This is a genomic window from Streptomyces sp. NPDC051940 (assembly GCF_040680895.1).
Classification (GTDB): Bacteria; Actinomycetota; Actinomycetes; order Streptomycetales; family Streptomycetaceae; genus Streptomyces.
Window position 1 is genome coordinate 51,709 of sequence record NZ_JBFAXR010000031.1, and the last position, 19,863, is coordinate 71,571.

Genomic DNA, 19,863 nt, shown 5'->3' on the forward strand with positions numbered 1-19,863 from the left:
TTACGGCCCGCCTGCCCCCGTCCGGCCCGGGGCGCCTCAGCCGGCGTCAGCCGAAAGGACCTTCGCCTCCAGTTCCGGGTCCAGGCCCACCACCGGGCGGTCCGGGCGCTGGGGGGCCGTGCCGCCGATCGACTCGAGCCAGCGCCACGTGTCCCGTACCGTCGCCTCGACGGGGCGGCAGCGCAGGCCCGCGTTTCGGGCGTGGGAGGTGTCCAGCGTCATCAGGGCGTCGAAGTCCTCGCCGCGGGGTACCCAGATCGGGAGCTGGATCCAGGGCTGGACGCCCGCGTCCAGGATGCGGGTCGGGTCCGTCCAGGCGAGACGCGCGCCTGACGGGTTCGCCGTCGCGACCGCCGTGTCGAGGATCTCGCCGAGCGTCGTGAAGTCCGGCGGGCTCACCACGTTGTACGCCCCCGACCGGCCGGCCACCGACGCGTCCAGCGTGAACGCCGCCAGGTCGCGCGCGTCGACGTACTGCACGCTCTGCTCCCGCGGGCCGGGAGCGAGGACGTCGCCGCCGCGGGCGATCCGCGTGAGCCACCACGGCAGCCGGCCGATGTTCTCGTACGGGCCGAGGATGAGGCCCGCCCGCAGCAGCAGGGAGCGCGACTCCCCGAACGCCGCCACCGCCGCCAGCTCCCCGCCCCGCTTGGCCTCGGCGTACCCCACCTCCCCGGCGTCAGGGTCGCCGGCCACCGTGGGCCGGCCCTCGTCGATGCCCACGGGCTGCGGCGCGGCGTACACGGACGCCGTCGACACGTACGCGTACCGGCCGGCCCGGTCCGCGAGCAGCCGGGCGCTGTCCCGTACGACGCGGGGCGCCGCCGACCACGTGTCGACGACGACGTCCCACTCCTCCGTCGCGCCGAGGGCCGCCAGGCCGTCCGCCGTCGTCCGGTCACCGATCAGATCGCGCGCCCCTTCGGGCGCCGCGTGCCGGCCGCGGTGGAAGACGGTCACCTCCCAGCCACGTGCGAGGGCGTCTTCGGCCACGGCCCGGCCCACGAATTCGGTTCCGCCGAGAATGAGGAGTCGCATGCCGGTGAGTCTGCGACCAGCGACGGGACGGCGGCAAGGGGCATCTGCTCACGGCAGAAGACCGCACCGCAGAAGGCCGCACCGCAGAAGGCCCACCGCAGAAGGCCGCACCCGGCGCCGCCCCGGCCTCCCGCCCCCGCCTACCGGAACACCCCGCCGTTCGCCGCCGCCCACTCCGCGAAGGACCGCCCCGGGCGCCCGAGCACCGTCTCGACGTCCGGGCTGACCCGGGCCTCCCGCGCAGTCGGCGAGCCCAGGATCGCCAGCGTGCCGTCCGCCACCTCCGGCGGCATGAAGCCGAGCAGCGTCTCCCGGGCCGCCGCGGGCGTCAGCTCGTGGAACGTCACCGGCTCGCTCAGCGCCCCCGCGATCGCCGCCGCCTGCTCGCGCGGCGTGACGGGCGCCGGACCGGTGAGCTCGTACGTACGGCCTGTGTGACCGTCCTCCTGCAGGGCGGCCGCCGCGACGGCCGCGATGTCCGCCGGGTCGATCAGCGGCAGCGCGACATCCCCGAACGGGGCGTACACGGCGCGGTGCGTACGGACCGACTCCGCCCAGGCGAAGGTGTTCGTGGTGAAGCCGCCGGGCCGCAGGACCGTCCAGTCCAGCCCCGACTCCCGCACCGCCGTCTCGTACTGCCGCAGCCGCTCGTGCGAGCCGAAGTCCGGCCGGGTGCCGGCGGCCTGGGAGGAGAGCAGCACGGTCCGCTTCACGCCCGCCGCCGCGGCCAGCGAGAGGACGTCCCGCGGATCGGGGCCGGTGACCAGCTGCTCGCCGGCCAGTAGCAGGAAGAGGGAGTCGGCGCCCGCGAAGGCGTCCTTCAGGGAGGCGGGATCGCCCAGGTCCGCGGGGTGCGGGCCGCTGCGGGAGACGGCCCGTACGTCCTGGCCCGAGGAGCTGAGGATCTCGACAAGTACGCGTCCGATATTGCCGGTTGCACCGGTGACTGTGATCATGCGGCCGACGCTAGCAGCGCGAAGATAGTAGGTACCTAGAGGAAAGTGACCCCCGTGGCCCTGGCCGTGGCCGAGACCATGGTCGCCCCGCCCCGCCGGAGGCGCCTAGCATCGGGGGAGGAACCGATCGGAGGGAGCGCGCGAGGTGGCGACTGCGAGCACACACCGGGCGACGGACCGGGACACCGCCGGCGGCGGTCGCACGGCCGAGGCGGGGCCTCCCGCGCAGGCGTGCCCCATCGCACCGGTCGTGGACCTGGTCTTCAGCCGGTGGACGACGCCCATCCTCTGGGCGCTCAACGAGTACGGACGCCAGCGCTTCGTCGAACTCCAGCGCGCCATCGGCACGATCACCCCGAAGGTCCTCACCCAGCGGCTGCGTCAGCTGGAGCGCGACGGCCTCGTCGTGCGGACGTACCACCCCGAGGTGCCGCCCCGGGTCGAGTACGAGATCAGCGAACTGGGCCGCAGCCTCGCCCCGCTGTTCGCGTCGCTGACGCAGTGGTCGGCGCGGCACCTCCCCGACGTGGAGCGGTCACGCGAGGCGTACGACGAGTCGGGCGCCCCCATGCCGTAAACGAGTCGGGCGCCCCCACGCCGTAGACGAGCCGGGTGCCCCACGCCGTAGACGAATCAGACACTGTCGCGGACGAACCGCTCGGCCACCGCCTGCTTGACCTCCGCCAGCTCCCCGTCCATCGCGGCGGACGCCGCAGCGTCGACGGCCACGAGAGCCGCGTGCGGCCCGTCCCGGCCCAGCAGCGCGATACGGGCCGAGACCGCGTCGGAGCCGCGCTCGGGCTCGGCGAGCCCCGCGGCGAACGCGGCGAGCCTGCCCCACAACTCCCGGACCACGTCCTTCCGCTTGAACGTCCTGGCCTCCACCGCCATCCGCTCCAACTCGGTCAGCACCGCCCCCGCATGACGGCTGCGCACGAGCGCCTGAACGGCCGCCTCCGTCGACGCCACCCGTGCGGCGACCGCGTCCGCGCGGACGGCGGCCTCCTCGGCCACGGGTACGGCGAGCCGGTGCGCCAGCCGGGCCGTCCGCCCGAGCAGTCGCGCGGGGAGCCACATCACCCACCGCGACATGGCGCTGGTGACCCGGAAGGTGGCGGCGGCCTCCGCCATCTCGTCCGCGAACCGGCTGTACGGGGAGGTGGCGAAGGACTGCTCCCGCAGGGCGTCCGAATCGTCCGCCGCCCGGTCGGAAGGGGCGCCCAGCAGCGGCACGGTGGTCCGTACGAACACGTTGTGCCGGACGTCGTGCTCGGCGAACCGCCCCAGCTCGTGCGCGACGCAGGCGATGCGCTGCGCGGGTGTGAGCGTCTCCCACAGGGCGAGCCCGATGTCGAGCCGCCGGTGCCCCAGCCCGTACGGCGTGGCCCTGATCGCATAGCCCGCGTCGAGCCGTACGGTGTCGAAGCCGTGCGTGCCGACGGCGTCGGCGACCTCGTCCAGCAGGGCGAAGTGCTCCGGAGCGTCGGCGCGTTGCAGGAGCGACTCGCCGGAGTCCTGCGTCCGGTCGCGGCGCGGATGCAGCTCGTAGGCCAGGGCGATCATGCCGATCCCGACGAAGGGCTGGATGCCGGTCTCCCAGCCGAAGCCGATCAGCAGCCCGCCGCCCACCGCGATACCGCCGGTCGTCAGGTGGACGCCCGAGGCGACGACCCGGGCGGCCACGCCTCGCACCCGGTGGCCCCGGACCGCCGGAGCCCCCGCACCGGCGACCTGCGCTACCGCAGGCAGGCCACCGCTGGCCGCGACCGTCTCCGTCCCCATCGGCAAGTCCCCCGCATCAGGGCACACGTGGTTGTGCGCGCTCCACTGTCGGCATGGTCGTGCGGGGGACGGGAGCCGCACAATGCCGGAATCCGGCAACCACGGGGGTCGCGCGTGTGGACTATCCGGCGGACGGGCGGGTCACCGCCACTTGATGGAGCACCCCATGCTGGGCCGGTGCGGCTCGGGTACGGACTCACCCGCGAGGGTGCGGGTGATGGCGGCGTCCAGGTCCGCGCCGGTGAGGGGCCGGTCGTTGCCCGGGGTGGATTCGTCCATGGCGCCGCGGTAGGCGAGCCGGCGCCCGGCGTCGTAGAGGAAGAAGTCCGGCGTGCAGGCGGCGTGGTAGGCGCGGGCGACGTCCTGCGGCGTGTCGACGAGGTACGGGAACGTCCACCCGGCCCGCCGGGCCTGCTCGGCGAGCCGCTCCGGGCGGTCGCCGGGGTAGGCCTCGGCGTCGTTGGCGCAGATGCCGACGACCGCCAGGTCCGGGTGCCGGGCGAGGAGTTCGCCCAGGGTGGCCTCGACATGGCGGACGTACGGGCAGTGGTTGCACAGGAACGCAACCAGCAGCGCGGGCGCGGCGGCGAAGTCGTCGCGGCGGACGGTCTCGCCGGAGAGGTCGGGGAGCGCGAAGTCCGGGGCGGGGGTGCCGAGCGGCACCATCTGCGAGGAGACGGCCATGGGCCGGATGCTACGCCTCCGCGGTGCGGAGGCCCTGCACGGACGCCGCGGGGCTCACGGCTCACGCGGCGCCGGGCAGCCGGTCGTGGCGGTCGAAGGCGAGGTCGCCGTGGTGGTCGCGCATGCCGCGGTCGACCATGCGGCGTATGGAGAGGTAGCCGACACGGGCCGCCAGCCGGGTACCGCCGGGGGTGAGGCGGCGCAGGGTCTCGACGCCGAAGGTCAGCGCGGTGGTGGCCAGGACGGCGGCCTGGAAGGCCTTGCTGTCGGGCGCGCCGAGCCGGTCCGCGTTGTCCTTGCCGAGGACGAGACGGCTGTACGAGCCGACGTACGCGGTGAGGGCGTGGCGGGCCCGCGCGGAGCGCTGCCACCGGGCGGGCAGCGCGTACCCGGGCATCGCGGAGAGCAGGGCGCCGGCGAGGCGGCCCGCGTCCTCGTCGGGCTGCAGCTCGGTCGCGGCGACCAGCCAGAGCAGCCGCCAGGCGTCGGCCTCGGTGGCGGGCAGCAGCCGGGGGTCGATGCCCATGACATGGCCGATGTATCGCCAGAAGTGGAACAGCCCCGCCTTGTCCCGGGCGGAGAACCGCAGTCCGAGGGCGCGGGTGCCGGTGAGGGCCATCAGGGAGAACTGGAGGAGGGTCCCGGCCAGCTGGATCTGGTTGACGGGGTGGTCCCAGGCGGCGAAGTCCCAGTCGGGGCGGCGGCTCAGCCCCCGCCGTACGAGTGCGTGCATCAGCCGGACCCGCAGGATGCCCTTGAACCCGGGGCCGAACCGGTCCAGCCCGCCGGGGGCGACCAGGTCCGTCGTCCAGGTCGCCGTCTCGGCGAGTCTGCGCGGGGCCATCGACTCCAGGTCCCCGGTGCGCAGCAGCACCTTGTCGATCCGGGACGCCAGATAGCCGCCGTACAGCGACAGGCCGGGCAGCACGACCACGCCCGCGTACAGCCCGGTGCGGGCCTGGGTCCGTACGCCGTGGGCCAGCCGGTCGGGGTCCAGCCAGTACGGGACGGCGTCGACGTGGGCGAAGAAGTCGACCAGCTCCGGGGGCGGTTCGGGGAGGGCGCCGATGCCGTGCTCCACGGCCTGCTCGAACAACGCCCGGCCCCGGCCTGGCGGCAGCCGCCGGAACATCGCCACGACGGCGTCGGCGAGCGGATCCCCCGCGGTGGCGAAGTCCCGGAACGCGGTCAGCTGCTGGGCGGTGGCCCGGATGTCGCCGGGGGCGTACAGCCGCAGCGCCAGCCGGAACGGGAGGGTCGCGAGAAACGGCGGGTGCGGTAACGGGCCTGCTTGGGGCTCGGGTTGTGCGGTCATGATCAGGACCTCCTGCGATCTGACATCGCCTGCGGTCAGTTTTGAACTGACCGCAGGCGATGTCAAGATGGCCGGATGGACGCTCCGGAGGCCCCCTCGCGCAGTTACGGCGGCCGCAGCGCCGCCGACCGCCGCGCGGACCGCCGGGCCCGGCTGCTGTCCGCCGCCACGGACATCTGGGGCGAACAGGGGTGGGCGGCGGTCACGATGCGGGGCGTCTGCGCCCGCGCGGGGCTGACGCAGCGGTACTTCTACGAGAGCTTCGCCGACCGGGACGCGCTGCTCGCGGCGGTGTGGGACCGGTCGCTGCACGATGTCCTGGACCTCGTCCGCGTGGCCATGGCGGAGGCGGGCCCCGCGCCGCGGGAGCAACTGCGGGCGGCGGTGGGCGCGTTCGTACACGCAATGGCGGCGGATCCGCGCAAGGCCCGCATCGGCTTCGGCGACCACGCGGGCAGCGCGCTGCTCGAGGGACGCCGCCGGGACGCGATGCGCACGTACGCGGACCTGATGATCGAGCAGGCCCACCGGGTCGCGGGCGTGAGCCCGGCGGACCCCCGGCTGCGGGTGATGGCGACGCTGGCGGTGGGGGGTTTGACGGAGGTCATCTCGAACTGGCTGGACGGCACGCTGCCGCTGACGGCGGATGAGGTGATCGAGCACACGGCGACGGTGCTCGACGCGGCGGCTGCGCCGGCGCTGGGGGCGCCTTCGGCGGGGGCGGGGGGTTCGTCTTCGGTCGGGGTGGTGGGTGCGCGTTCGCCTTCGGCGGGGGGTTCGCCTTCGGCTGGGGGGGTGGTGCCGTCTCCGGCGGGGGCGGGGGATCCGCCTTCGGCGGAGGGTAGCGGGGCTGCCGGAGGGCGCGGGCGTTGAGAGGCGACGTTCCCCGGGCCCGCGGCGGTGAGCCGGGCGTCCCTCGGGGGGAGGCGCTGCCGGGCGGGCCTCCGGGGCTTGGGTCGGCGCGCGCTGGGCGGGCCTTCGAGGCCCGCGCGTGTGCGGGTGGCCTTCCGGGCCTGAGGCGTGCAGGGGTCTGGCCCCCACGGGTCAGCGGCGCGCTGGGTGGGCCTTCGAGGCCCCGCGCGTGTGCGGGTGGCCCTCCGGGCCTGAGGCGTGCAGGGGCCTGGCCCCCACGAGTCCGCGGCGCGCTGGGTGGGCCTCCGAGGCCGGCGGCAGCGCCCTGCGCGTGGCCCCCGGGCCTGAGGTGCGCAGACCTCGCCTCCCCACGAGTCCGCGGCGCGCGCCGACCCGCCGGGTGCGGGCCCGTGGTGGGACAGCCTGTGGGGCTCAGGGCGCACCAAGCCGTAGCGACCGCGACCGGCTAAGCCCGTGGTGCGTGCAGCCCGGCACGCCCGTGGGGCTTGCGGCACGCCAGGTTCTGCGGGGCAGGCTGCCCGCTGAGCCCGCTGAGCCCGCTGAGCCCGCTGAGCCCGTGGCGCCCGCGGCCCGCCACGCCTGCGGCCTGCCAAGCCTGCAGGGCTCGCGGCGCGCCAAGCAGGGGCGATCGCGGTTCGCTAAGTCCGTGGCGTCCCCGTCAGTCGAGGCTGGGCCAGGCGAGGAGCCGGTCGAGTAGTGCGGCGTCCCCGTCCCCGGTCCCTCCCGCTTGACCGTCCCCGACCGCGTTGTCCTGACCGTCTGCGCCTGCGGGCGCCTGCAGGGTGTCGGCGGAGGTGCGGCGGTGGAGGGTCAGGGCGAGGTCGCTTGCCGGGGCGTGCAGGGTGAGCCGGTGGTGGTCGGCGGCGTGGCTGTCCTCCGCCTCGGCACTCCCGTCGTGGTCCCCCCGGGGTGCGTCCGGGATCTCGGTGGTGACCGTGGCCGTGCCGCCCTCGGAGAGGGCTATCTGCCAGGCGGGGCCCTCCGTCGTACGGAGGTCTATTCGCGCGGCCGGGTGCGGCCAGGGCGTGGCGGTGCCGTAGGAGACGCTGAGGAACTCGTCGATGCCGTCGAGGGCGACCTCGCCGGGCAGGGCCTCCGGCGTGCCGGCGGCGAGCTGTGCGTCGTATGCGTGTACGGCGGCCTCCTGCACCTGGTGCCGGGCGACGGCGCCGACGGTCTGGGGCGCACGGGACGCGCCCCACCACGTCCAGCATCCGCTGTCCGGGTCGGCGGCGCGGAGGGTGGCGATGAGGAGGGCGGTGGACTCCTCGGCCCAGGAGAGCAGTTCATCCGTGCCGGCCTCGGGCCCGGGCGGGGCGGCGTCGCCGGAGATCCAGACCGGTGTGCCCTCGCCGCGGGCGGGAGGAGTGTCGCTGGGGCCCGCGGCCACCACGACGGCCCAGAAGCGCTGCACGCTGCCGATATGGGTGACGAGATCGCGTACGGACCAGTCCGGGCAACTGGGCACCTGCGCGCCGAGGTCGACCGCGGCGGCGGCCTTGCGCAGGGCGGCGGAACGGTCCTCGATGTGGGCGAGGAGGCGATCGTGGGGCGGGGTGATCGCACCCCGGGGCGGGGCGGAGGACGCGTGCGTCGACATCGGCGAGGTCATGGTCCGTTTCTACCAGCGAGGACCGACAATCCACCTCGCGCGGCGGCGATTGACAGCGGCCGCGCGAGGCGCGGGGTCGGCGCCGTGTACGGCCTTCTGTGGCGTGCATGACTGGAAGTGCTCCACCGGGGGTTCGCATGTGCAACGCACTGTGGGACAGTGAGTGACGGCGGATGCGGCGACTCGGTTCGTCGGCTGCAACCAGCTGATTCAACTCTCCGCTTTTGACAGGGGAGGTGGGGGTATGGGCGACGCGGAAGCTCCGGGCGACGGCTGGCGTCGTTGCGCCCCCGAGGCGTTGCGGGTGATCGCGGCTGCGAAGTGGCGCTACGTGGTGTGGTCGGAGCGTGATGGGAATGTCGCCGTTCGTAGCGCCAAGCTGCCAGTTTCGGGCCAGAATTGGCCCTGCAGGCCCGTCCGGGGGGCGTTGCGGTCAGGTGTAACCGGTGGCTCGGCTCGTGGTGATGTTGCCGGTTTGGCAGTTGTATGCGCATTGCCCGAGTGCGGAGGTTTGACGCATGTGGAAGCCGAACGGGTTGGTCCTGCGGTCCGTGGTGCGATCGGAGATCTGGGCGTCGGATTGGGCATCGACGGCGGGATCACGTCTACGCCGGCGGTACCGGAGGCCGTTCGACCGGGGTCAGACCGCGGTCGAATACCTGGGAATCATCGCGGTGGCCGTGGCCATCGTCCTGGTGCTGATGACCTCGGGTCTCGGCAATACGATCCTCAGCAAGATCAAGGCGCAGATCAACAAGATCGGTGGGTAGGGCTCAAGAGGCGGTCGTGGGGCGACGGGGGGCAGGCCTTCCCCATCTACATCACGGCGGTTGCCGGGCTACTGTTCCTCGGCCTGGCGTACTTCGTGGTCGGGCAGGCAGCCGCGTTGCGCAACGACGCCCAGGGGGCGGCTGATGCGGCAGCCCTCGCCGCCGCGCAGGAGGCACGGGACCAGCTCCGTGGGAGATTGCTTGACGCGATCGCCGATCCGGAGCTCTGGGATGACCTTCTCAACGGTGAGGGGTTTGAGTACGGCGGCCCGTGTCGGGCGGCTGCAGAGTTCGCCTCCAAGAACGATGCCGAGTTGCTGGACTGCGGAGCCGTGAGTGAGCCGGATGACGGGTTCGCCGTGACGGTACGCAGCGAGAACTCGGTTGGGGATTCCATAGTTCCGGGTACGGAGAGCAATCACGCGGAAACCAGTGCAACGGCTGTCATCGAGAGCCGCTGCGGTCTCGGAGAGCCGGTCGGGGACAATGCCAAGGAGCCCCTTCTTGAGCTGGACTGCGACGGTGGGCACTGGACCGTCGGTTCTGCCGACCTTGATCTGTTCCCCGATTCGTCAGACCTCTTCTCCGTACATCTCGTCGATTGATCTTTCAGGGGAATCAGACCATGGGCAATTGGCACACGGGCGTGGTCGGTAGGGGCATCGCGGCAGCGGTGCTGGCGGTTGGTCTCGCCGCCGGTGCCGTCGGGTGCAGTTCCGACGACGGTGGTAGTCCCGAGAGCGAAGGGAAGTCCACCTCGTCGAAGGGCGCCGCCCGGACCGAAGAGGGTTCGAGCGACAGTGAGGCGCAGCGCGACCCGATTGCCCAGGTAAAAGGCAAGCCGGGAATGGTTCTGACTGTCTACGAGGTCAAGCGTGATTCCGGCGGCTTCGTCACGATCTCCGGCGTGATCGAGAACACCGCCACGGAAGACTTCATCGACACGAACCTGTGGGCTGGGGATGAGGAGGGCGTTGACCACACCTCCTTGATGGGCGCCACCCTTGTGGACAAGGAGGGGAAGAAGCGCTATTTCGTGCTGCGCGACACGGAGAAGCGCTGCCTGTGCACCACCGGTCTGGACATAGTCTCCGCTGGTAAGTCGGTCGACGTGTATATGCAGTTCCCCGCCCCGCCCGAAGACGTCAAGGAGATCGAGTTCCAGCTCCCCACCTTCACCCCCACCACGCTCCCCCTCTCCGAGTGAGGCGAGCGATGATGACCACCCGCCTCCGCCCCCCACCCCGCGCGGGGATCGCGACGACCGCCCTGACCCTCACCCTGCTGCTCCTGCCCGCCGCCCCCGCGCCTGCGCAGGACGGGCAGTCCTCCTCGCCGCCCGGGATCAACACCTCCGCCCCGCCTCCCGTGGAGACCGACCCCGAGGACCCCGACCTCAAGCTCGAGGAAGGTGCCCAGCTCGCGCCGCCCAAGGTCCTCGACATCGTCTCCGTCGTGGAGACCGAGGGCGGTGAGGAGCGGCGCTCCGACACCAACACGAGCATCACCATCTCCCTCCAGGCCGACGTCCTGTTCCCCAAGAACAGCGCCCGTCTCACCGCCGCCGCCCACGAGCGCATCGCCGCGATCGCCGCCGAGATCGACGCCAACGACCCCGACCTCGTCCGCGTCTTCGGCTTCACCGACAACCTCGGCTCGTACGCCCACGGCGTCACGCTCTCCAAACAGCGGGCCAACGCCGTCCACCAGGCGCTCGTCGGCCTGCTGCAGGCAAGCGCGGGGATCACGTTCCAGGTCCGCGGCTACAGCGAGGACTACCCGATCGCCGACAACTCCACGGAGGACGGCCGGAAGAAGAACCGCCGCGTCGAGGTGACGTTCCCGAGGGCGGACGGGGGCTGAGCCGGGCGGGGGCCGACCGGCGGGGGTCGGTCGGGGCGCGTCGTTCAGTCGGCGGCGAACCCCGGCGAGGCCGCCGGCAGTCCCGCGGCCGTCGCGACGTCGAGCATGCGCTTGTCGTAGCTGATCAGTACGTCGAGCGCGTCCTCCAGGACCTGCGCGCTGGCGATGTGGATGGCGTCGAGGGGGCGTACCCGGCCTGGCAGCAGGGCGGCGGCGTCGCGCACCTCTTCGGTGAGGAGGATCTCGGTGAAGTCGCGGGTCAGGTCCTGCATCAGGTGCGGGAAGTCGCCGACCTGATCGAGCGTGCGTACGGTCTCGACGAAGCCGACAGAGCTGGTCGCCAGAGGTGTTGCCGGTCGTCCACGCAGGTAGTCGCGGAGCTCGCCGACGTACTCCCGCCCGGACAGCAAGGTCACGATGGCCGACGAGTCCATATAGATCAACGGGGATCGTCCTCCCGGTCCGCGAGCAGGATGCTGAGCGGCGAGTCGCCGCCACCCGGCTCGTACGACCGCAGCTGGTCCACGTCTGCCGAAGTCGTCGCCTTGAGCCTGATCAGGCCGCGCTCGACCAGGGGGGCGTACCGCTGGGCCGCGCCGCTGCCGGGCAGCAGTACGGCGATCACCTTCCCGTGGCGCGTGACCTCGATCGCCTCGCCCTTCTCCACGCGCGCGAAGATCGCACTCGGGTTGTAGGAGAACTCGCGTACCGAGACCGTACTCATCGCGTGGCCTCCATCCCGAAGCGTGTACCTACATCGAGGTCATTGTACCCACAATCTGCCGGTCGATCGCCGACGCCGCCCGGACGCGGCCCTCAAGTCGTGTAGTCCGCGTTCACCCGCACATACCCCGCCGACAGATCGCAGCCGTACACCGTCGTGCCGGACGGGCCCGTGCCGAGGGTGATCGTGATGTCGACCTCGTCGCGGCGCATGAGCTCCGTCAGCTCGTCCAGGCTCTCCGGCTCTCGCGGGTAGACCTCCACGGCGCCGAAGCGGACGGTGACCCGGGACGGGTCGATGTCCGTGTCGGCCGTGTTCTTGCCGATCGCCATCACCACCCGGCCCCAGTTCGGGTCCGCGCCGTGTACGGCCGTCTTGACCAGGGGGGAGTTCACGACGCTCTTCGCGATCCGCTTCGCCTGGGCGTGGTCGCGGGCCTCGCCGACATGGACGCGCAGCAGCTTCGTTGCGCCCTCGCCGTCGCGGGCCAGTTGCAGCGTGAGGTCCAGACAGAGGTCCGTGAGGGCCTGCTGGAACGCGTCGGGGTCGACGGGCCCCGCGGCGCCGTTCGCGATCACGGCCACGGTGTCGGAGGTGGACGTGTCGGTGTCGACGCTGAGGGAGTTGAACGTCGGGTCGACCGCCCGGCGCAGGGCGGCGTCCAGCGCCTCGGGTGCGACCTCGGCGTCGGTGACGAGATACGCCAGCATCGTCGCCATGTTCGGCTCCAGCATGCCGACGCCCTTGGCCACACCGACGATCCGGGAGCGGCCGACCGTGCGGACGGCGGTCTTGGGACGGGTGTCGGTGGTCATCATCGCCCGGGCCACGTCGAGCGGGGACGCGTCGAAGCCGCCCGCACCCCCCGCCCCGTCGAAGTGCGCCCGGATCGAACTCATCGGCAGCGGACGCCCGATGACTCCGGTGGAACCGATCAGCACGTCCGTCTCCGCCACCCCCGCCAGCGCGGCGACCCGCCGTACGACCTCTGCGGCGTTGGCGTCGCCCTCGTGCCCGGTCGCCACGTTGGCGTTCTGCGCGAGGGTGACGACGGCCCGCAGTCCGCGCCCGGCCGCGTGCTTCCGGCTGAGGACGACGGCGGGCCCGGCGAAGAGGCTCTGCGTGAACACGGCGGCGCTCACGGCCGGGAGGGCGGAGGCGATCACGGAGATGTCGTCGCCGCTGTCCCGGATGCCGCCGTGACCGGTGTAGGCGTGGAAGCCGGCGGGCCACAGGAGTGCATGCTCATGCGTCATGGGGCATGTATATGCGCTACGCCGTATGGTTGTCCACGGGATTCAGGGCCGACGCACTCAGATGTACACCCCCCGCACCACGGTCACCGTCAGCACCGACTGGCTGACGTAGTAGCGGATCACGACACCGGCGACCGTCGCCTCCCGGCGGTCGGTCTCCTTGTCTATGGCCGTCGAGCCATGGCCGTACGGATCGTCCGATATTCGCTCCATGGCCTCGTCGAAGCGCTCCTGGAGGCCCTCCTCCATGGCGCGCCGGGCTTGGTCGGCGGGCGGGGCGTACTGCAGTCGGTACGAGGTCGGGGCGGCGGGGGGAGTCGACGAGGGGGTCACGCCACCTCCGTAGGGCCGGCCGGCGAGGGCTGTGCGGGGACGGCGCCGATGTCCTCGCCGCGCTCCAGCCGGGCGAAGAACTCCTCGTCCTCCTCGACGGCGGTGGTCGTCGACAGCGCCCAGCGGGCCAGGACCGCGGGCAGATCGGCCACCGGGGTGTGCTCGATCTCTCCTTCGAACCGGGCCAGTTCGGCCGGGCCGAGAGCCGCCCGGATCCCGGCGATGGTGCCCGGCAGCTCGACCAGTTCACCCCCCAGCACCGTCTTTAACGTGGCCTCTTGCAGGGCTGGGTCCATCTGTCCGCCACCTTCCGCACGCGCGCGCCCCCGCGCCAGGGGCGGCCCGGAGTTCACCGTACGCCAGAAGACGCCCGCTACGGACAGGTGTTACGGCGTGGGCGCGGCGTCACCTCCGCACCCGAGTCGCACCCGCGCCGCAGCGGCGCTCGCGGACCGCCCCGCTATCCGGTGACCCCCGGGAAGAGGGCGGTGAACGGCTCCTTCAGCTCCGCGGCCGCGTGGGCGTACGGGGCGTCGAAGTCCCAGACGAGGTAGAGCAGGAACGCCAGCAGCGCGCTGTGCACGCCGGCCAGGATCAGCTCCCGCGGCGACTGCTGGATCTGCAGGGCGAACACCATGCCGACGGCCACCACGGCGCCGGCGATCAGCCCGAACCAGACCAGCGGCGGCATCGTCGGGCCGGTGTCCATACCGCGGTCGTTGCGCGCCTGTTCGGCGTTCGACGCCTGGTCGGAGAGGCCGTAGGCGGCGCGGTTCTCGGCGTCGGTCTTCGGGTCGTACGTGGCGATGACCGTGCGGATCTCGCCCATCATCCGGTCGCCGCGGGCGGTCAGCCCGTCGCCCTCGGCCATCACCGGCCACTCCTTGTCCACGGCGTAGTGGACGTACGCGTCGACGGCGCCGCGCAGCTCGGAGCGCGCCGGCTCCGGCCACACGCCGGCGCGTTCGCTCACCTCGTGCAGGGCGTACGCCTCGCGGCGGACCGTCTCGTCGGCGCCGTTGCGGGCCTCCCAGACGCCGGCGATGGCCAGGCCCAGGACGATGGCGTACACGACGCCGATCATCATCGTCATGTACTCGATGACGTCGGGGGTTTCGTCGGGATTGACCTCGTCGTCCCCGGTGCGGCGGTCGCGCAGGACGACCACGAGGACGACGACGCCGATGGACGCGGCGATGGCGAGGACCAGCACGAGCCAGTTGGGCATGAGGTGCTCCGGGGGTGGTGCGGGGGGTGGTCTGGTCTTGGGTGGGTCGCGGGCCCGGTCAGGGCATGTGCCCGCTCCGGCAGGGCCGCGGTCCCGTCAGCCGCCTGAGCCGCGGCCGCCGGATCCGCCGGATCCGCCCGTGCCGCCGACCGACAGGGCGGCCGCGGCGAGGATCGACGGGGCGATGAACAGCAGCGCCTTCGTGACCGACGAACCGTTCTCCGCGCGGCGCTGCTGCGGCGGCGTGTGGAAGACCGGCAGCAGCCTGGTCGGGCTGGGCGTCGGTGTCGGACTCGGCGACGGGCTCGGCTTCGGGGGCGGAGGCGGCGGAGGGGGCGGGGGAGGAGGCGGCGGCGGTGCGGGCTTTGGCCTGGGTGCCGGGCGGGGCGCGGGCTTCGGCTTCTCGCCGCCGCACGCGCGGCGTACGGCCTCGCTCACGTCCCCCTCCCGCGCGATCCGCCCCAGCTCCTCCAGCGGCAGGTCGGTGCCCGAGCGCACGCACGCCTCGGCCGGCGCGGCGGCGAGCGCCGGCGCCGCGGCGGGCAGGGCGAGGGCGGTGGCGCACAGGACGGCGGCCGCCAGTCGGTGGATCACGGGGTAAGCGTCGGCGGCGGCACGGGCACCCATGCGGCGGCGGCGCGCAATCCGCCCGTACGCGGGAAGTCAGAGCTCGACGGCGAGCCGTGCGCCGGGCGCGACGCCGCGCGCGGCCAACGTGCCCGCAGGCGCCTCCAGTACGTGCCGGGCGCGCAGCCGGGGCCGCCCCAGGCGCCCCGGCACCATGGTGCGGACCGCGAGGACGCGCAGATCACGGCTGAGGTACGCGACGTCGATGGCGAACCGCATGCCGAAGGTGTGCACTCCCTGCGCGGGCGTGAGGAGCAGCGCCGCGTCCGGCGGCTCGTCGTACCCGAGGAGCCCCCGGCTGCGCGCCCGGAACGAGGCGGCGACCCGCACCGGCATCCGCCCGCCGTCGGGCGTACGCAGGACGGCGGGGCCGTCGGGCCAAGTGGGCATGGGGGGAGGGTAGTAGGGGATCGCCCCGGTGAGGCCGCCGCCGGAAAACCCGTGTGGCTCCGGCGGGCCCCGCGACTACAGTCGGGCCGTGCCCGAGCTGAAGCGATTGCATACGCGCCACGCCCCGGCGGTCCTGGCCTTCGAGCTGGCGAACCGCGCCTACTTCGCGGCCTCGATCCCCGACCGCGGTGACGAGTTCTTCGACCGGTTCACCGAGCGGTTCGACGCGCTGCTGGCCGAGCAGGAGGCCGGCATCTGCGCGTTCCATGTGCTCGTCGACGAGGACGGCGCGGTGCTCGGCCGGTTCAACCTGGTCGACATCGAGGACGGGGCCGCGGAACTCGGCTACCGGGTCGCGCAGCACGCCGCCGGCCGCGGTGTGGCGACGGAGGCGGTCCGGGAGCTGTGCGCGCTGGCGCCGTCGCGGTACGGACTGCGCACCGTGCGGGCGGCCATCTCCCACACGAACGTCGCGTCCCGGAAGGTGCTGACCAAGGCCGGGTTCGTGCGGACCGGTCCGGCCGACCCGGCCCACCTCAGCGGCAAGCCGGGCGACTGGTACCAGCGCGACCTGGAGCCGCAGCCGTAGACCGTCGCCGGGGCGCAACCCCCGGCGTCGCCGGGGCGCAACCCCGGCGGGGACCTGGACGTCCTTGGGTGGGAGACCGGAAGATCCGGTCACCGCGCTGTCGAACCGGGGGTGCCGTCCGACGTGTCGATTCCCGCCCTTGCCGCGCTGGTCACCGCCGCGGCGCTGTGGGGTGCGTGCGTGGGCGCGCTCGCCGTGCCGCGGGCCGCGCACCGGCTGGCCGTGGAACCGGGAGAGCCGTGGCGGGCGGTCCGGGGGGTGGCGTTCCCCGTGCACGAGGGGGTGCGGCCGGGCGTCGTGACGGGCATCACGTGCGGGGTGCTGGCGGCGGCGGCGGGGGCGGAGCCGGAGCTGGCCGTGTGGCTGCTGACGGCGCCCGTCTGTGTGGTTCTCGTCACCGTCGACATTCGGGTACGGCGGCTGCCGGACGTACTCACCCTCCCCCTGGCGGGGGCGGTCGCGCTACTTCTGGGGGGTGCGGCGCTTATAGGGAGCGCGGGCAGCTGGACACGCGCCCTGCTCGGTGGTCTGGCGCTGGGCGGTGCCTATCTCCTGCTCTGGCTGATCAACCCCGGCGGTCTGGGCTTCGGCGATGTGAAACTGGCGTTTCCGCTGGGTATGGCGTTGGGCTGGTACAGCTGGGGGATCCTCGTCACCGGGGCGTTCGCCGGATTTGTCCTCGGCGCGCTCTACGGCGTGGGCCTGATCGTTTCGCGCCGGGGAAACCGGCGAACGGCTCTCCCGTTTGGTCCCTTTATGGCGATTGGGGCCCTCGGTGGCGTCTGTCTGGGCGCGATCGGCGTGAGCTGATCTCCGTATACGGAGAGCTACGGCGCGCGTACTTTTCGAGGTATCCCGCCCGTTGAGTTCTGAGCACCCCTCACCCTGGGTTATGGTGGAGGTCCCCCCCTCGGGCCGGTCCGTATCCCCCCCACGGACCGGCCCGTTTTTCTTTGCCGCACGCGACGGCGCCCAGCGCGGGAGTGGACGGCGTCCAACCTCTGTCGGTGGATCAAGCCGGGCGTTAGTCTCCGCGCCATGCGGCATGGCTTCGCGGAGGACGACACGGCGGCGGACGACCGTGGGGAGCCCGTGGTCGTGCTCGACAGATCGGCACAGCTGCCCGAGCGGCACAGGGCGCCCCTCGTTCTGCGTGTGCTCCGCTGGGAATTCGGCACACTGGCGACAGGCCTCGTCGTCCAGGGGGCCGTGGGGGCGATCCTGGCCGAGCGTGAGGCCACGGCTTACAACGGGGAGCGGCTGATCGTCGGGGCGGCAGGCTTCGGCGCGACCGTCTGGTTCTTCGTCGTGGGTGCCGTGGTGACGTACCGACGTACGCGACGGGCGTACTGGACGGCGCTGGTGGTGGGAGTGGTCGCCATGCTCGGCGGCACGCTGGCAATGACCAGCCGCATCACCTGCCTGCCGCAGAACCCGCACACCGGTCTGCAGCAGGTTCTTTTCGGCGTCTGCTACATAGCGATGCTGCGCGACCGGCGGGTCCGGGAATGGTTCCGCGGGACCTGACAGCCGGGCGACTCCCGGCCGAGAGCCGCCCGGCCGACGGGCAGGCCTCAGCCGCGTCCCGCCCAGATGTTCACGCCGTCCTGGGAGACCGCGAACCGGTCGATGCGCTCCAGCTCCTCCTTCGACAGCGGGGCGGTGCCGAGGGCCGCGACGTTCGCCTCCAGCTGGGGGACGCTCGACGCGCCGATCAGGGCCGACGTCATCCGCGGGTCGCGCAGCACCCAGGACAGCGCCAGCTGGGCCAGGGACTGGCCGCGCTCCTGCGCGATCTCGTTCAGCCCGCGCAGCCGGCGGACGGCCTCCTCCGTGAACAGCTCCGGGTCCAGGGACTTGCCCTGCGTCGCCCGGGAGCCCGCGGGGATGCCGCCCAGGTACTTGTCCGTCAGCATGCCCTGCGACAGCGGGGCGAAGGCGATGCAGCCCATGCCCTCCGCCTCCAGGGTGTCCAGCAGCATGTCGTCCTCGGTCCAGCGGTTGATCATCGAGTACGACGGCTGGTGGATCAGCGGCCGGATGCCCATGTCGCGCAGGATCCCCGCGGCCTGCCGCGTCTGCTCCGCGGTGTACGACGAGACGCCGGCGTACAGCGCCTTGCCCTGCTGCACCGCGGACGCCAGCGCGCCCATCGTCTCCTCGAGCGGGGTCTCGGGGTCGAAGCGGTGCGAGTAGAAGATGTCGACGTAGTCCACGCCCATCCGGGCCAGGGACGCGTCCAGCGAGGAGAGCAGGTACTTGCGGGAACCCCACTCGCCGTACGGACCGTCCCACATCAGGTAGCCGGCCTTCGTCGACAGGACCAGCTCGTCGCGGTGGCGGCGGAAGTCCTGGGCGAAGATCTTGCCGAAGTTGAGCTCGGCGGAGCCGGGCGGCGGGCCGTAGTTGTTGGCGAGGTCGAAGTGCGTGACGCCCAGGTCGAACGCGCGGCGCAGGATGGCGCGCTGCGAGTCGAGGGTGCGGTCGTCGCCGAAGTTGTGCCACAGGCCGAGGGAGATCGCAGGGAGCTTCAGGCCGCTGCGACCCGTACGGCGGTACTCCATGGCGTCGTAGCGGGTGTCGGACGGGATGTAGGGAGAGTCGCTCACATGGTCTCCTTATCACGGGACGCCCCCGTTGCCCGCGACCGGACGCCCGCCCGGTGGCCGGGGGTCGCCCCCGGGTTCCGGAAGGAATGCCTCCGGGCAGTAGGGTGGCGCGATGCGGCGGCGGAGTGGAGGGCTGGGCACGTGAGGCAGAAACTGCGCGACCTTGTGGTGCGGCTGTACGCGCGGCGTGTGGAACGGCGCCTCGACCTCACGCGGGTGCCCAAGCACATCGGCGTCATCCTCGACGGCAACCGGCGCTGGGCGCGGGCCGCGGGCGGCTCCCCGGAGCAGGGGCACCAGGCGGGGGCGGACAAGATCTTCGAACTCCTCGGCTGGTGCGAGGAGACGGACGTCGAGGTCGTCACGCTGTGGCTGCTGTCCACGGACAACCTCGACCGGCCGGAGGCGGAGCTGGTGCCGCTGCTCGGCATCATCGAGGACTGCGTGCGCGGGCTCGCGGCGTCGGGCCGGGTGCGGGTGCACCACGTGGGCACGCTCGATCTGCTCCCCTCCCGTACGCAGGGCGTCCTCAAGGAGGCCGCGGAGGCCACCGCGGACGCCTCGGGGCTGCTCGTCAACGTGGCCGTGGGCTACGGCGGCCGGCAGGAGATCGCGGACGCGGTCCGCTCGCTGCTGTCGGAGCACGCCGGCCGTGGGACGGCGCTCGAGGATCTCGCGGAGACGGTCGAGGTCGAGGACATCGCCCGCCACCTCTATACCCGGGGGCAGCCGGACCCGGACCTCGTGATCCGCACGAGCGGTGAGCAGCGGCTGTCGGGCTTCATGCTCTGGCAGACGGCGCACAGCGAGTACCACTTCTGCGACGTCTTCTGGCCCGCCTTCCGCAAGGTCGACTTCCTCCGCGCCCTGCGCGACTTCGGCGCGCGCAGCAGGCGCTTCGGCGCCTAGCCGCCCTTCGGGCGGCGCCACTCGCTCGGCGTCGGCCGGGGCGGCGCCGCCGCGCGCGCCCGCGCCGCCCCCTGGGCGGCCCAGCTGCCCGCAGCGTTGCGCTCGCGGCGGCCGCCCGACGTGGCGCTCGCGGCGGCCCGCGGGGGTCACGTTTCTCGGCTGCCCGCTGCGTGGCGCTTCGCGGTGCTCGTTTCGTGGTGGCCGAGTTGGCGCTGTCGGGTGCGGGGCCGCTGCGCCCGCCCGTGCCGCCCCCTGGGCGGCCCAGCCGCCCGCAGCGTTGCGCTTGCTGCGGCCGCCCGGCGTGG

At 72.9% G+C, this 19,863-nt stretch carries 25 protein-coding genes; 10 read left to right on the forward strand and 15 right to left on the reverse strand.

The window, feature by feature from the left end; genetic code table 11:
- Nucleotides 1–36: 36 nt before the first annotated feature.
- On the reverse strand, nt 37–1,038 hold the full coding sequence (locus tag AB0M28_RS15095; protein WP_365403553.1) for an NAD-dependent epimerase/dehydratase family protein: 1,002 nt from the start codon (nt 1,036–1,038) through the stop codon (nt 37–39).
- Between the two features lie 140 nt (nt 1,039–1,178).
- A complete protein-coding gene (locus tag AB0M28_RS15100; protein WP_365403556.1) occupies nt 1,179–1,994 on the reverse strand; it encodes an NAD(P)H-binding protein in 816 nt (271 codons plus the stop codon).
- A 238-nt stretch (nt 1,995–2,232) separates the two neighbouring features.
- Here AB0M28_RS15100 and AB0M28_RS15105 point away from each other — a divergent pair, with 238 nt between their 5' ends.
- Complete coding sequence (locus AB0M28_RS15105; RefSeq protein ID WP_365403624.1) at nt 2,233–2,571, forward strand: helix-turn-helix domain-containing protein; 339 nt, start codon at nt 2,233–2,235, stop codon at nt 2,569–2,571.
- 56 nt (nt 2,572–2,627) lie between these two features.
- Here the strand turns inward: AB0M28_RS15105 and AB0M28_RS15110 are convergent, their stop codons facing one another.
- The 3 genes from AB0M28_RS15110 to AB0M28_RS15120 all read right to left on the reverse strand — a co-directional run bounded on the left by AB0M28_RS15110 (nt 2,628) and on the right by AB0M28_RS15120 (nt 5,775).
- Nucleotides 2,628–3,677 carry a M48 family metallopeptidase gene (locus AB0M28_RS15110; protein ID WP_365403558.1) on the reverse strand — a complete coding sequence of 350 codons (1,050 nt, stop codon included), beginning with the start codon at nt 3,675–3,677 and terminating at the stop codon, nt 2,628–2,630.
- A gap of 240 nt (nt 3,678–3,917) precedes the next feature.
- Nucleotides 3,918–4,460 carry a thioredoxin family protein gene (locus AB0M28_RS15115; protein WP_365403561.1) on the reverse strand — a complete coding sequence of 181 codons (543 nt, stop codon included), beginning with the start codon at nt 4,458–4,460 and terminating at the stop codon, nt 3,918–3,920.
- Between the two features lie 61 nt (nt 4,461–4,521).
- Nucleotides 4,522–5,775 carry an oxygenase MpaB family protein gene (locus AB0M28_RS15120; protein WP_365403564.1) on the reverse strand — a complete coding sequence of 418 codons (1,254 nt, stop codon included), beginning with the start codon at nt 5,773–5,775 and terminating at the stop codon, nt 4,522–4,524.
- A 75-nt stretch (nt 5,776–5,850) separates the two neighbouring features.
- Here AB0M28_RS15120 and AB0M28_RS15125 point away from each other — a divergent pair, with 75 nt between their 5' ends.
- On the forward strand, nt 5,851–6,648 hold the full coding sequence (locus AB0M28_RS15125) for a TetR/AcrR family transcriptional regulator (RefSeq protein WP_365403567.1): 798 nt from the start codon (nt 5,851–5,853) through the stop codon (nt 6,646–6,648).
- A gap of 658 nt (nt 6,649–7,306) precedes the next feature.
- Here the strand turns inward: AB0M28_RS15125 and AB0M28_RS15130 are convergent.
- Nucleotides 7,307–8,260 carry a maleylpyruvate isomerase N-terminal domain-containing protein gene (locus AB0M28_RS15130; RefSeq protein WP_365403570.1) on the reverse strand — a complete coding sequence of 318 codons (954 nt, stop codon included), beginning with the start codon at nt 8,258–8,260 and terminating at the stop codon, nt 7,307–7,309.
- A 518-nt stretch (nt 8,261–8,778) separates the two neighbouring features.
- On the opposite strand from AB0M28_RS15130, the gene AB0M28_RS15135 reads away from it, so the two are divergent.
- Genes AB0M28_RS15135 through AB0M28_RS15150 form a run of 4 tightly spaced genes read left to right on the forward strand, consistent with a single transcriptional unit; the run spans nt 8,779 to nt 10,893 of the window.
- Nucleotides 8,779–9,030 (forward strand): hypothetical protein, encoded by a 252-nt coding sequence (locus AB0M28_RS15135; protein WP_365403573.1) that lies wholly within the window; start codon nt 8,779–8,781, stop codon nt 9,028–9,030.
- Nucleotides 9,031–9,080: 50 nt separating this feature from the next.
- Nucleotides 9,081–9,635, forward strand: a complete 555-nt coding sequence (locus AB0M28_RS15140) for a pilus assembly protein TadG-related protein (RefSeq protein WP_365403626.1) — start codon at nt 9,081–9,083, stop codon at nt 9,633–9,635.
- A gap of 20 nt (nt 9,636–9,655) precedes the next feature.
- Nucleotides 9,656–10,237 carry a hypothetical protein gene (locus AB0M28_RS15145; protein ID WP_365403576.1) on the forward strand — a complete coding sequence of 194 codons (582 nt, stop codon included), beginning with the start codon at nt 9,656–9,658 and terminating at the stop codon, nt 10,235–10,237.
- Between the two features lie 8 nt (nt 10,238–10,245).
- Nucleotides 10,246–10,893, forward strand: coding sequence for an OmpA family protein (locus AB0M28_RS15150; protein WP_365403579.1), 648 nt, complete (start codon nt 10,246–10,248; stop codon nt 10,891–10,893).
- A 44-nt stretch (nt 10,894–10,937) separates the two neighbouring features.
- On the opposite strand, the gene AB0M28_RS15155 is transcribed toward AB0M28_RS15150, so the two are convergent.
- The 8 genes from AB0M28_RS15155 to AB0M28_RS15190 form a co-directional block, all read right to left on the reverse strand.
- Nucleotides 10,938–11,327, reverse strand: a complete 390-nt coding sequence (locus AB0M28_RS15155) for a PIN domain-containing protein (RefSeq protein ID WP_365403629.1) — start codon at nt 11,325–11,327, stop codon at nt 10,938–10,940.
- A 5-nt stretch (nt 11,328–11,332) separates the two neighbouring features.
- Entirely contained in the window at nt 11,333–11,617 is a 285-nt protein-coding gene (locus AB0M28_RS15160; protein ID WP_365403582.1) for a type II toxin-antitoxin system prevent-host-death family antitoxin, read from the reverse strand.
- 92 nt (nt 11,618–11,709) lie between these two features.
- The gene (argJ, locus tag AB0M28_RS15165) at nt 11,710–12,873 is read right to left on the reverse strand and encodes a bifunctional glutamate N-acetyltransferase/amino-acid acetyltransferase ArgJ (RefSeq protein WP_365403585.1); all 1,164 of its coding nucleotides are present in this window, start codon (nt 12,871–12,873) and stop codon (nt 11,710–11,712) included.
- Nucleotides 12,874–12,930: 57 nt separating this feature from the next.
- The gene (locus AB0M28_RS15170) at nt 12,931–13,122 is read right to left on the reverse strand and encodes a hypothetical protein (RefSeq protein ID WP_365403632.1); all 192 of its coding nucleotides are present in this window, start codon (nt 13,120–13,122) and stop codon (nt 12,931–12,933) included.
- A gap of 80 nt (nt 13,123–13,202) precedes the next feature.
- On the reverse strand, nt 13,203–13,466 hold the full coding sequence (locus tag AB0M28_RS15175; protein ID WP_365403588.1) for a hypothetical protein: 264 nt from the start codon (nt 13,464–13,466) through the stop codon (nt 13,203–13,205).
- A gap of 200 nt (nt 13,467–13,666) precedes the next feature.
- Nucleotides 13,667–14,434 (reverse strand): hypothetical protein, encoded by a 768-nt coding sequence (locus AB0M28_RS15180; protein ID WP_365403591.1) that lies wholly within the window; start codon nt 14,432–14,434, stop codon nt 13,667–13,669.
- Nucleotides 14,435–14,530: 96 nt separating this feature from the next.
- Nucleotides 14,531–15,028 carry a hypothetical protein gene (locus tag AB0M28_RS15185; protein WP_365403594.1) on the reverse strand — a complete coding sequence of 166 codons (498 nt, stop codon included), beginning with the start codon at nt 15,026–15,028 and terminating at the stop codon, nt 14,531–14,533.
- A gap of 69 nt (nt 15,029–15,097) precedes the next feature.
- Nucleotides 15,098–15,451: a DUF192 domain-containing protein gene (locus AB0M28_RS15190; protein WP_365403596.1), complete on the reverse strand. Its 354-nt coding sequence runs from the start codon at nt 15,449–15,451 to the stop codon at nt 15,098–15,100.
- 88 nt (nt 15,452–15,539) lie between these two features.
- Here AB0M28_RS15190 and AB0M28_RS15195 point away from each other — a divergent pair, with 88 nt between their 5' ends.
- From AB0M28_RS15195 to AB0M28_RS15205, 3 genes are all read left to right on the forward strand, one after another.
- On the forward strand, nt 15,540–16,040 hold the full coding sequence (locus AB0M28_RS15195; protein WP_365403599.1) for a GNAT family N-acetyltransferase: 501 nt from the start codon (nt 15,540–15,542) through the stop codon (nt 16,038–16,040).
- 123 nt (nt 16,041–16,163) lie between these two features.
- Nucleotides 16,164–16,850 carry an A24 family peptidase gene (locus tag AB0M28_RS15200; RefSeq protein WP_365403602.1) on the forward strand — a complete coding sequence of 229 codons (687 nt, stop codon included), beginning with the start codon at nt 16,164–16,166 and terminating at the stop codon, nt 16,848–16,850.
- A 228-nt stretch (nt 16,851–17,078) separates the two neighbouring features.
- The gene (locus AB0M28_RS15205) at nt 17,079–17,567 is read left to right on the forward strand and encodes a hypothetical protein (RefSeq protein WP_365403605.1); all 489 of its coding nucleotides are present in this window, start codon (nt 17,079–17,081) and stop codon (nt 17,565–17,567) included.
- Between the two features lie 47 nt (nt 17,568–17,614).
- Here the strand turns inward: AB0M28_RS15205 and mgrA are convergent, their stop codons facing one another.
- Entirely contained in the window at nt 17,615–18,649 is a 1,035-nt protein-coding gene (mgrA, locus tag AB0M28_RS15210) for an L-glyceraldehyde 3-phosphate reductase (RefSeq protein WP_365403608.1), read from the reverse strand.
- A gap of 141 nt (nt 18,650–18,790) precedes the next feature.
- On the opposite strand from mgrA, the gene AB0M28_RS15215 reads away from it, so the two are divergent.
- Nucleotides 18,791–19,558 (forward strand): isoprenyl transferase, encoded by a 768-nt coding sequence (locus tag AB0M28_RS15215; protein WP_365403611.1) that lies wholly within the window; start codon nt 18,791–18,793, stop codon nt 19,556–19,558.
- The last annotated feature ends 305 nt before the right edge of the window (nt 19,559–19,863 follow it).